The sequence below is a fragment of the Leptothoe spongobia TAU-MAC 1115 genome (assembly GCF_018739885.1).
GTDB lineage: Bacteria > Cyanobacteriota > Cyanobacteriia > Phormidesmidales > Phormidesmidaceae > Leptothoe > Leptothoe spongobia.
Genome location: NZ_JADOES010000073.1, coordinates 1 through 11,289, shown reverse-complemented (window position 1 = coordinate 11,289; position 11,289 = coordinate 1). Strand labels below are relative to the sequence as shown.

Here is an 11,289-nt window from a genome sequence, read left to right as displayed (position 1 = left end):
GTTTATTCTGGACCATGCAACAGAAGCTACCTTTGCCTGATACTATTGATGGACTTTTGTCAATGCGTAACTCCTAGGTATGTATATGTAAACGTGTAATTTGATGGATAAAGCCAAGACTTTTCTTGTGGTGTGCTTGGTAACTTTCCTATAGATAACTACATTGTCATAGCTTGAAATTCAGCATGGCACTACAGACGATATTATTGATAGTCGGAAAGAGTTGGTGCTGCGGTTGCGGGCTAAGGCCTTAGCTTCGCTAAGGCCTTAGCTTGAGGAAAGTCCGGGCTCCTGAAAGGTCAGGCTTGCTGGGTAACGCCCAGTGCGGGTGACCGTGAGGATAGTGCCACAGAAACATACCGCCGACGGGAACGATGAACGATGAACAATGAACGATGAATTTAACTTCTGACTTCTGACTTCTGACTTCTGACTTCTACGGGTAAGGGTGCAAAGGTGCGGTAAGAGCGCACCAGCAGTATCGAGAGGTACTGGCTCGGTAAACCCCGGCCAGGAGCAAGGTCGTAGGGGTCATGGTTGACCTTTTTCCAGCCCCGTTTTTGGTGTACCGCTAGAGGCAACTGGTAACAGTCGTCCCAGATAGATAACCGCCCGCTGATGGTGACATCAGCGAGAACAGAACCCGGCTTACGACCGACTCTTTCCATTTTTTGAGCACATATTTGAGCACACAGGAGGGTGGGTACAGCCCACCAGATAAAGGTGAATGGGAAGTGGCCAGAAAGCAGAAAGCAAAGGACAGTGGTTACTAGAGGATGATCCCCGACGGCACCAGGAGCTGACCAATTTTGTAGCAAAGCTAGGACTAGCCGACAGTAAATCTGTGCGCTGGGATCTGCTACACCAGGCACTGATAGATATTTCTCGTTCGGCGGATCAAAATAACGAGGTGCTTGAATTTCTGGGAGATGCGGCGCTGCGGTTAGCGGCGGCAGAATTTTTGCAAGAAACCTACCCCCAAATGTCAGTGGGAGATATGGCAGCGGTGCGATCCCAGCTCGTCAGCGATCGCACCCTGGCCGTTTTAGCCAAAGATTACGGCTTTAGTCGATATCTGCAGATTTCCACCAGCGCAGCTGGCGACCAGGCTGGTGAGAATTCCCGGTTAGCTGATGCCTTCGAAGCTGTCCTTGGGGCTTTCTACCTCAGCACCCACAACCTCAGCCTGATTCGGCCCTGGCTCGATGTCCATTTTGAACGGCTCACCAACGCGATCAAAAACGATCCGGCCCGTCAGAACTATAAAGCCGCGCTCCAAGAACTCACCCAGGCCCACAGCAAACAACTCCCTGAGTACAACGTCGAAGAAATTAGTCAGCGTCACGGTGATCCTGAGCGTTTTTATGCTCGGGTGCAATATCAGGGCAAACTCTGGGGAGATGGCAGAGGGCCATCCATAAAACAGGCCGAGCAGCGTGCTGCCCAGCAAGCCTATAAGCAGTTGGAGCCGTTGATTACAAACGGGTAACCGGGCTATTGGGAATGAGCAAAGAATGGAATCAACAACAAAACAAATTCAGCTAGCGCTTATGGGGGTGGGGCGTTGGGGCACCCATCTCCTACGTAATTTTTTGGCCCATCCTCAAATCCAGGTAAGGGCAGTGGTCGATCCGTTTACCCAGCACTTGACGGCCACCGCTGAGAAATTTGGCCTGGATGATTCAGTCGCCCTGCTAGAAAATTGGGAAGATGCTCTAGATATTGAAGGATTAGAAGCGGTCGCGATCGCAACGCCTGCCACCACCCATAAGGCCATCGTTACCGCTGCCCTCAAACGCCAGCTCCATGTTCTTTGCGAAAAACCCCTCACACTGACAGCCCAAACATCCGCTGCTCTATGTCAGTTAGCCCAGCAGCAAAACCGACAGCTGTTTATCGACCACACCTATCTTTTTCATCCCGCCGTTACCGAGGCCAAGGCCAATCTGGGGCGTCTGGGCACCCCACGCTATGGCTACGCCGCCCGAACCAATCTTGGCCCTGTACGCCACGACGTCGATGCCCTCTGGGATCTAGCAATCCATGACATCGCTATTTTTAACCATTGGCTGAGCGATTCGCCCATCCGTGTCCAGGCTCAGGGACTGAACTGGCTACAGCGACCGGGACAGGCAAAGCCGATGGCTGATGTTGTCTGGTGCCGTCTCCACTATGGCAGCGGTTTTGAGGCCACAATCCATGTTTGCTGGACCAATCCCCATAAGCAACGACAGCTGAGTTTAGTATGCGATCGCGGCAGCCTAATCTTTGACGAAATGCAATCCGATTCCCCCCTCACCCTCAAGCTGGGTCATGCAGCCCCTGACACATTTCAACCTCAGGGACTAGACACCATCTCCTTAAAAGTCCCCAACCAAGAGCCTTTAGCCACCATGTGTAACCATTTTGTCCATAGTGTCCTCACCAACCAACCAGCCACCATTTCCGCAGGCACCGTCGGCACAAACCTGGTAGCTATTCTTGAAGCCCTTTCCCAATCGCTAACCCATCAGGGCAAATGGATAGAATTAAACTAAACGTCTAGTTTCTGCCCCACTAAAACCTGCTCGGCAGTCTTAGTCTGATCACCAGTCTGTTTAGACTCCTCACCCTCTCCGTGGTTAGCCAGTAGGGGCAAACTCACCGTTACCGCAGTCCCTTGATCTACACCTTCGCTATAAAGACCAATGCTGCCTCCCATCAGTTTCATAAAGTTCTTGGAAATCGCTAAACCAAGTCCTGTCCCTTCATAACTCCGGGTATGGCTACCATCCACCATTACAAAAGGATGGAAAAGCTTTTGTTGATCCTTCGGCTCAATACCGATGCCCGTATCCTGAATCGTCACACTGACCCGAGGCGCAGGTACAGCGTCTGAGTCATTGTCATTGTCTGCACCCACCTCATGAACCACGTCAATCTTGGCTGTAATGCTGCCATCGTGGGTAAATTTAACCGCGTTATAAACGATATTGAGCAATACCTGTTTCAACTTATCCCCATCACCTTTCACCCAAATGGGGTCTAACTTTTGAGGACGATGCAAGGTCAACCCTTTCTGCTGAATTTGTAGGGCCTGCATATCCAAAACATCATGCACAATACAGCTCAAGTCCAGGGTTTCTAAATCAAGGCTGACCTTGCCTGACTCAATCTTGGCAATATCCAAAATATCGTTGATGATTTTGAGCAAATGAATTGCCGCATTGTCAGCTCGTTCTAAGAACTCCAGCTCTTCTTCACGATCGTCACAGCAACCATCACGGACTAAACGAATACAGCCAATGATGGCATTGAGAGGCGTCCGTAGCTCGTGGGAAGTATTCGCCAAAAATTCATTCTTGAGCTGATTAGCCATTTGAGCATTCTCCCATGCCTGGCGTAGCTCTTGGGCTCCCCCCTCCAAGCGCCGCAGCATCCTCTCTAGCACTTGTCCTAAGTAATCCAGCTCCCAAATGCTCCGATTAGGAGGAGCCGCCTTTACCTTAGAGGACAGATCCTGCACCTGTTGGGTGTAATGGATCAGTCGTTCCACCGGTAACGACAGACTACGAGCCACATAGAGTGCCAATAGCGCATTGGCCCCTAGCAACCCCAAGGTCAATAGAAATAAAATCAGTCGAATTTCTCCTAAAGCATGGAGTGCCTGATTTAGGGGTGTAACTGCCAATACGTTCCAGGTTTGAGTCTGGCCTGTTGAAACCGGTAACTCCGCACCGCTATATCCGGCCAGCCACTCGTCGCCATTTTCTAACAAGCTAAACAGGTGCAGCGTATCCGCATTTCCTACCCGAATGCTGCTGATAATGCTGACAAATCGATCGGCACCCTGGAGATCATCCACTGATAGACCGACCAACTCGGGGTTGGGGTGGGTCACCACAATGCCATTGGGATCAATAATCACTGTTTTACCCACCAGGGAACGAGGATTCGTATCTTCTAGCTGAGTAAATCCAAGCTGGGCAGACAAAGTATAGCGTAGCTTTCCGTCAGGATCATAAATGGGGGTCGCTACGATCAGATCCAGGAGAGAGGGGCGCATTCCTTGCTCTTCATCTGCCGCTGGTTCAACATCTGCAATCTGCTTAGAACTATCGAGGTCCACCAAATAAAAATCTGATTGTCCCGTAGGGTTCTGCTGCCAAGGAAGCTGTAACGGTGTAGGCAGCAATGGGGTATTGCATGTTGTGGATATGACCGAACCGGTTTCAGCCTCAGCCAGTTCCAAACAGCCAACTCTATGGGAAGCAACCTTGGTATAGCGGCTCAGAGCTCCAGCCACCTCCTCCGCTTCTCCAGACTTCAAGGATTGACTATCAGCCAGCAGCAATAGCTCAGACTCTACGGCCTGCACACTATCCCGCAAGCCATTGGCCTTATTGATGGCACTGCTAGTCAAATTTTGGCGTGCAGTTTCCAATAAACTGCTACGCGCCTTGCGCAACGTAATCGCCTGACCGATGAGTAGTACAGGCGTACTCAGCAGCAAGATACGCAGTATCAATAACCGGCGAAATGAAAGAGGACGCTTAGCCATAGACCGCTAACAACTTAAAAATCGTCTAGAGAATCGTCACTAATTTCAACAGGAAACGCAGATAAGACATGGCATCAAAATAGTAGAAACAACGAAAAAATGTAATTAACTTTTAGTCTGTCGTAGTCTAGCTAATCCAGACTGTCGCTATCACAGTCTGGCCTATCTTGATGTTATATCCACAGGTAAACCACCCTCTACCAATGTCAGTATTTGGCATGACCGTACTCACGGCCAGTATGTTATTACTGATACCGGTATTAACCCCACTTAGTTTATCGACTGGTCTTACCCAGCTACCGGCTACCTGCCCAAAAGTTGAAATAGCACTTACATAGATGAAGCCTTATCAAAGGTAGCTTAATCGTCTGCAAGCGAATAATTTAGGGCCCTCACACTGAGTTAAGTACATGTCATCCCCTGCCCTACAGTCTGATGCCTCCCTCTACTTTCGCCCCCATGTCACAGTTGTTTTAGCCATGAGTGCCGATGGCAAAATCAGCGACGCCCATCGCACGGCTGCCCGGTTTCCATCCACTGCCGATAAACATCATCTAGAGCAACGAATCACCACCGTCGATGCCACCTTACTTGGGGCAGACACTCTGCGAGCCTATGGCACAACGGCTTTAATTAAAGATCCCGCGCTGCTAGAAAAGCGTCGCCAGCAGCACCAGTGCCCTCAACCCATTCAAATTGTCTGTTCCCTGTCAGGGAAACTGGATTCTAGTATGCAATTTTTTAGGCAGCCGGTCACACGCTGGTTATTAACGACGACGACGGGGGCTGCAAACTGGAAAGGACAAGCAGGCTTTGAGCGGCTCTGGATCGCGCCTACCGTAGCTCCTACTGTTGAGATGAGCCATATTTTTGATTGGTTACAAATTTTGACTGAGCTGAAAACTTTCAAGATTCACCACTTACTTGTCATGGGGGGTGGGCGACTAGTGGCTACACTCATGGCCGCCGATCTAATCGATGAGCTGTGGCTGACTATTTGTCCATTGATTATTGGTGGTGCACAGGCTCCTACCCCTTGCGATGGCATAGGGTTTTCTCTGGCAAATGCGCCTAGGCTAACCTTAGTATCGAGCCATACCATTGGAGATGAAGTGTTTTTGAATTATCAACGGCAACGATAATTTTGGGGTTATGCATTGGCCATTGCTATCGGCAATTCATACCCTACCCATTCATAATTCATACCTGCCCCATTCGACTGTCCCCCATTCCCATTCACCATCTCCCGCGCTACATTACCGTAGAGAACCAATAACGCGATGCCAAGTAATGGGTATAACCATCAATCCGTCTGAGGCACTGACTGACTATACGCTGCGCTGGGTCAGTCAAATGGAAGACTTACCTTCAGCAGACTGGGATCGCATGGCACGGCCCCTAAAAACGCCGTTTTTTGAATGGTTCTGGCTAAATTCTATGGAAACCTCGGGGAGTACCATCGCTCAGACGGGCTGGCTGCCTAATCATTTGACTATATGGTGCAAGGATAAATTGGTGGCTGCAGCACCTCTATATCTCAAGGGACACAGTCGCGGTGAATTTGTATTTGATCATCAGTGGGCTGACTTGGCTGAGCAGCTTGGGATTGACTACTATCCCAAACTCCTGGGGATGTCTCCGTTTACGCCTGCGGAGGGCTATCGTTTTTTGATTGCAGAGGGAGAAGATGAGGCCACTCTGACCCAGGTAATGGTGGCAGCTATTGACCAGTTTTGCCTTCAAAATCATATCTCGGGCTGTCATTTTCTCTATGCGGATCCAGTCTGGCAAAGCGCTCTAGAGTCCCTAGGGTTTCATAAATGGCTACACCACAGCTATATCTGGAAAAATGAGGGCTACAGCACCTTTGATGATTATTTGGCTCGTTTTAATGCCAACCAGCGTCGCAATATTAAGCGAGAGCGCAAGTCTGTCGCCAAGGCAGGGCTACACTTTGAGGTGCATACCGGGGATGGTCTATCAGATACGTTGTGCAATCTGGTTTACGACTTCTACAGCGATACCTGTGACAAGTTTGGCTGGTGGGGCAGCAAATACCTGACGCGAAAGTTTTTTCAGCAGCTATGTCCAGAATATTGCGATCGCACCGTTATATTCGCCGCCTACGCTGACGACAGCAACGACCCGATTGGCATGTCCTTTTGCCTGACCAAGGGGGAACGACTATACGGACGCTACTGGGGAGCCTTCGAAGAATACAACCACCTCCACTTCAACGCCTGTTATTACGAACCCATCGACTGGGCCATCAACAACGGTATTCAGCTATTTGACCCTGGCGCTGGCGGTCGTCACAAAAAGCGACGTGGCTTTCCCGCAGCCGCCAATCATAGCCTGCACAAGTTCTACCATCCCACCCTCGCCCAGGTCCTTGACAACTACATCGACCGCATCAACACTGCCGAGCAGCAAGACATTGATAGCATCAACGCGAATTTACCCCTCAAACCATTGGCCGTAGATTAGACCAGGCAGCTGATACACCGCATCACAGGTGCAATTACAGAATTCCCAAGGTAGAATGGGTCACTCTGTAACCGCTTCATACCATGACTATCAGCCCCAATATTCGCCCGTCTGCGGCTGACCTTAAAGCATTAGACGACAAGCTATCCAAACGATTTATCGAGTTGGATCCAGATGGATATTTTTTGATCTACCTGGATACCGATCAAGGGTTAATCTGTGCCAAGCATTTCACCAATGTGATCAATGAAAAAGGATTGGCCTGCGACCCAGAAACCGGCAAACCTCTGATTGCCAAGAAAAATACTCAGCCCCGCCAAGAGACTCAAATTTATCAAGGACGCACAGCCAAAGACCTGTGTATGAAAATCTTCGAAGATAAAGAAAACCCCTGCCCTATCAGTTACCTAGACCATGCCGCCTATCTCGGACGAGAGTTTGTCCGAGCCGAAATCGCGTTGGTTAATGGCGAACAATATGTTCAAGATTAAGACACTTTTCCACCCACCACTTCTCGCACCCGATAAATCGGACGCTTTTGCGACTCGTGGTAGGTGCGCATCATCACCTCGGCCAGGAGTCCGACGCTCAGCAGCTGGATGCCTGAAATAAATAACACGACGGCTAACAGTAATAGGGGACGATTACCAATATTGGCCTGTAGAATAAATTTCACAAATGCCAAATAAAAGCTCAGCCCCAACCCCGACAATACAGAGAGTGCTCCAAACGGCCCAAATACGTGCATTGGCCGAGTCAAAAACGTTTTCATAAAATAGATGGTCAACAGATCCAACGCCACTCGAAACGTACGCCCTAGACCATATTTACTTTGACCAAACTGACGAGCATGGTGGCGCACCGGCACTTCACTGATGCGGGCTCCCTCAATGTAGGCTAGAGCTGGTAAAAAGCGGTGCAGCTCACCATAGAGGTTCATGTCTTTTACGACTTCAGCACTATAGGCTTTCAGGGAACAACCATAGTCATGTAGCCGTACCCCCGTCACCCCAGCAATCAGCCAGTTAGCAATTTTTGACGGCAGCAGACGAGTGACAGCATTATCCTGACGTTTTTTGCGCCAGCCGCTCACTAAATCGTAGCCCTCATGCAGCTTGTGATAAACCGTGGCAATATCCGCAGGCTCATTTTGTAAGTCCCCATCCAGCGTGACAATGACCCGTCCCTTGGCATAGTTAAACCCTGCCGCCATGGCCGGTGTCTGCCCATAATTGCGTCTGAGCAAGATCACTCGCAAATCATGGCGCTCCTTAGCCAGGGTTTTGAGTAGCGCCCCCGACCCATCCGTCGAGCCATCATCAACACAAATCAGCTCGTAGGCCACATCCATGGACCGCGCCGCATCGGTAATTTTCTCGACTAGCAGCGGAATACTTTCGTACTCGTTATAAATAGGGACAACGACAGATAGCTCACAGCGCGTGCTAACTGAAGCAATTTGACTGGGGGAAGTCACCATGATGCGTTATTAACTAAAGTGAGTCAGGCCGTTATAAGCAAACACTAACATTCCCAATCAGCAACTGACCGCTTAACCAGTTCTGCTCATAGGCAAATGCATTTTCGCATTTCGAGGATGCAGTTGCCCTAACAACTCTGTTCTACCAAATTTGAAAAAAGCTTGAGGACGGATTATTCAACCGTGTTAGAGCTGGGTCACATTCACGTCTAAGTCTATAACTTTGAACAGGAAACTATAAGCAACACGCCATTTTTGGTGGTTACAATCCAGCGTCACCGTTTTTTGATTGAGGCGAATGACCTTGCCATAGCGCTCGTTACCATCTCGATCAAAAAAGCCTACTTGGTCACCAACAGTAACTTCGTTTCTACCCAACCCTTCCTTTACATTTTCAGTAATGATGGTATTAGCACCATAAATATTGAGAGCATAATAGGGAATGATCCATTCCTCGTGATCTTCTAAGTTCTTAACAACAACTTTAGTCCGTTGAAATTTAATTAACTTAGCTGCAACAACACGATTTTTCGAGGGATCAAGATACTCAACCGTGTCGCCTGCATGCAAACGCCTTTTCACCTCAGTGATCCGTTTAGGATCCTCTAGCATTTTGCCAATAGCGACATAAAGTCGGTACAGGTCAAATCCAGTACATTGGTCAATAGTTCTGACAATTGCTGAATAGTCCACGGATCCACATTGAGTATGCTAAAACTAGTGTACTGCTAGAGTCAGGTTAACCTTTGGACAAAAGGTGGTTAGACTTAGAGATTTTTAAGCAATTTCTGCCTAATCTAATCCTCTTTGAGCCATCGCTTTCCACAAGTTACTGCGCCGTATGTGATCAGTATGCCATTGAGCTAGTAACCTCTTGTAGGTAGGTGGTGCGATTTCCTTCAAGGCTGCCATCCATGCTGCATGTTGGGTATAGTCAGATTTCTGAGCTGATTTGGGATCAGGGACGAAGTGATGTAAATAGGTTTGCCAGTAATGCATAACTTGCTCCCATAGATCATCAGGTGCAAACTTTTTCAAGTAAGCCTGCCGAGAGGCATCATCGGGTGCTGATAGCTCCCTAATGCGGACAACAATGTCGTTAAAGGTCTTACAGGATGGTTGTTTTGGCCCTTGTACTGCTTGGATATCTTTAGTCAATAGGCGCAGACGATCGTATTCGCCTCCCAAAGCAGCACGGTTGTCAGGCAAGTTTTTCAACCATTGGGTGATTTGTGTTTGAAACCAGGAAGGGCCTTTTTCGGTATCTGCAATACTCTCAACTAACCAATGAATCCAGCCAGGTCCCTTAGGTCGTGGCTTATGAAATATAAAATCACTGCTAGGAGTAGCCCGTTGGATTACATATTGACACCAGGATTGACACCAGGCTTGGTGGGTTTTCTCCGCAACAGGAATCTCTGAAAATGCCTGGAACATCGTCTGCCAGTCAAAACAGCTATCGAAAGCAATCTGCTGAATTTTGAGGGCATTCGCTCGTTCTACTTGCCCTAATGCCTGAGCTGTTTGCTGAAAAAGGTTGAGCAGCTTCTTTTCGGGCTCACAGTATGCTGATTGATCATGATATCCAATACTTAGACGAACTAGAAGTGCTGATTCAGGAGTCCAGCCAGTATCCCGTCGATAGTTAGCTGACAGACGAGATGCAACCGTTTCTTCAATAACTTCTAGGCTCTCTTGATAATTCTTTTGGGCTAGTAGATCCTCGATCACAGGTAGTCCATCAGTCCAGCGCTGGGCAATGGTTGTTCTGAGATTATCGAGATAGCGTTCCGGAGCCAATTCGTTAATTGCCTCTCGATAAAACATATGCCAGGCCGAGTGGGCGTTACCTAAGAGTTGTTTCCAGGGCGCTGTTTTTTTGGCGGTCGTAAGCTCATTCAAAATACATTGTCGAGCTGGCTGGGATAGATCACACAAAAAATCAATCAGTGTATGATCGTCCAAAGATATATGTGACGAGGTTGATTCAAACTGTTGGATTGTTTCAATAAATTGGAATGCATCCCCTCCTGTCTCCTGAGTAGTCAACCATTCCCACAGCAATAGACACTGGGTTGTATGATGCCCTAAATAAATACCATCAACAATTTCTATCCATTCAAGCATGCCTGCAGAAATGTCTGACTCTGCTTCAAGCAACGCTGGGATAAACCCTTGATCAGGGTCAAATTGATGCTCGACAGCCGTCTGTATCAGAGGATACATTTTCTCGGCGATGTCATCCAAATTATCTGAAAAACTAGAATCGTCAAAGTAAGGGGGCTCCCAATGCGCCTCTTGCTGGATATAGTCACCGTCTTCTTTGGAGGCTTCCCAAATAATGGCATCCCAGTCCTGCCAAAGCTGAGTCCAAGCTTGGGACAATTTAGCCAGTGACATAGGCGACGACCCAGAAGAATCTGACGATTCTGTTGTCTGGGATGTCGTCAGAATCTGTCGTATTGTTTCTTGGGTATTTTCTGAAAGCTGAGAAAAAATCGGATCTAATGCTTCCAATGAGACTGTAGTCATTAGAGCATCCAGCAAATGCCCCACCTCTTTTTCTGTGAGTGCAGCCAACAGGCGATTACCGATAGATTTAGAAACATTCTTTGAAGCCATTAGGTGACCTCCTCAGTTTTTAGGAAACTGAATAGACAGATCTTGGTAGCCTCTAATATCATTAGTCCAGAATTTAAATCTTCTACTCAGATCTTGCACCCGTCTCAAATGAGACAGTAGTACATATAGATTAACCAAAATAGCCCAATTTCTGAGAAAA

Annotated in this window: 9 protein-coding genes and 1 other RNA gene; 6 read left to right on the top strand and 4 right to left on the bottom strand. The window is 48.3% G+C overall.

What is annotated here, in order from left to right; genetic code table 11:
- Nucleotides 1-218: 218 nt before the first annotated feature.
- The 3 genes from rnpB to IXB50_RS21645 all read left to right on the top strand — a co-directional run bounded on the left by rnpB (nucleotide 219) and on the right by IXB50_RS21645 (nucleotide 2,537).
- Nucleotides 219-667: RNase P RNA component class A (gene rnpB / locus IXB50_RS21655), an RNA gene on the top strand.
- 60 nt (nucleotides 668-727) lie between these two features.
- A complete protein-coding gene (gene rnc / locus IXB50_RS21650) occupies nucleotides 728-1,489 on the top strand; it encodes a ribonuclease III (protein ID WP_215611080.1) in 762 nt (253 codons plus the stop codon).
- A gap of 25 nt (nucleotides 1,490-1,514) precedes the next feature.
- On the top strand, nucleotides 1,515-2,537 hold the full coding sequence (locus IXB50_RS21645) for a Gfo/Idh/MocA family protein (protein WP_215611079.1): 1,023 nt from the start codon (nucleotides 1,515-1,517) through the stop codon (nucleotides 2,535-2,537).
- On the opposite strand, the gene IXB50_RS21640 is transcribed toward IXB50_RS21645, so the two are convergent.
- Nucleotides 2,534-4,540 (bottom strand): sensor histidine kinase, encoded by a 2,007-nt coding sequence (locus IXB50_RS21640; RefSeq protein WP_215611078.1) that lies wholly within the window; start codon nucleotides 4,538-4,540, stop codon nucleotides 2,534-2,536. The two genes, IXB50_RS21645 and IXB50_RS21640, sit on opposite strands and share 4 nt — an antisense overlap.
- A gap of 410 nt (nucleotides 4,541-4,950) precedes the next feature.
- Here IXB50_RS21640 and IXB50_RS21635 point away from each other — a divergent pair, with 410 nt between their 5' ends.
- The 3 genes from IXB50_RS21635 to IXB50_RS21625 all read left to right on the top strand — a co-directional run bounded on the left by IXB50_RS21635 (nucleotide 4,951) and on the right by IXB50_RS21625 (nucleotide 7,518).
- Nucleotides 4,951-5,682, top strand: coding sequence for a RibD family protein (locus IXB50_RS21635; RefSeq protein ID WP_215611077.1), 732 nt, complete (start codon nucleotides 4,951-4,953; stop codon nucleotides 5,680-5,682).
- A gap of 148 nt (nucleotides 5,683-5,830) precedes the next feature.
- Nucleotides 5,831-7,027 (top strand): GNAT family N-acetyltransferase, encoded by a 1,197-nt coding sequence (locus tag IXB50_RS21630; RefSeq protein WP_215611076.1) that lies wholly within the window; start codon nucleotides 5,831-5,833, stop codon nucleotides 7,025-7,027.
- Between the two features lie 83 nt (nucleotides 7,028-7,110).
- Nucleotides 7,111-7,518 (top strand): DUF4346 domain-containing protein, encoded by a 408-nt coding sequence (locus tag IXB50_RS21625; RefSeq protein WP_215611075.1) that lies wholly within the window; start codon nucleotides 7,111-7,113, stop codon nucleotides 7,516-7,518.
- Here the strand turns inward: IXB50_RS21625 and IXB50_RS21620 are convergent.
- From IXB50_RS21620 to IXB50_RS21610, 3 genes are all read right to left on the bottom strand, one after another.
- Nucleotides 7,515-8,507, bottom strand: coding sequence for a glycosyltransferase family 2 protein (locus tag IXB50_RS21620; protein WP_215611074.1), 993 nt, complete (start codon nucleotides 8,505-8,507; stop codon nucleotides 7,515-7,517). The genes IXB50_RS21625 and IXB50_RS21620 overlap by 4 nt on opposite strands.
- 186 nt (nucleotides 8,508-8,693) lie before the next feature.
- A complete protein-coding gene (locus IXB50_RS21615) occupies nucleotides 8,694-9,200 on the bottom strand; it encodes a peptidylprolyl isomerase (RefSeq protein ID WP_215611073.1) in 507 nt (168 codons plus the stop codon).
- Between the two features lie 99 nt (nucleotides 9,201-9,299).
- Nucleotides 9,300-11,129 carry a hypothetical protein gene (locus IXB50_RS21610; RefSeq protein ID WP_215611072.1) on the bottom strand — a complete coding sequence of 610 codons (1,830 nt, stop codon included), beginning with the start codon at nucleotides 11,127-11,129 and terminating at the stop codon, nucleotides 9,300-9,302.
- Nucleotides 11,130-11,289: the final 160 nt, after the last annotated feature.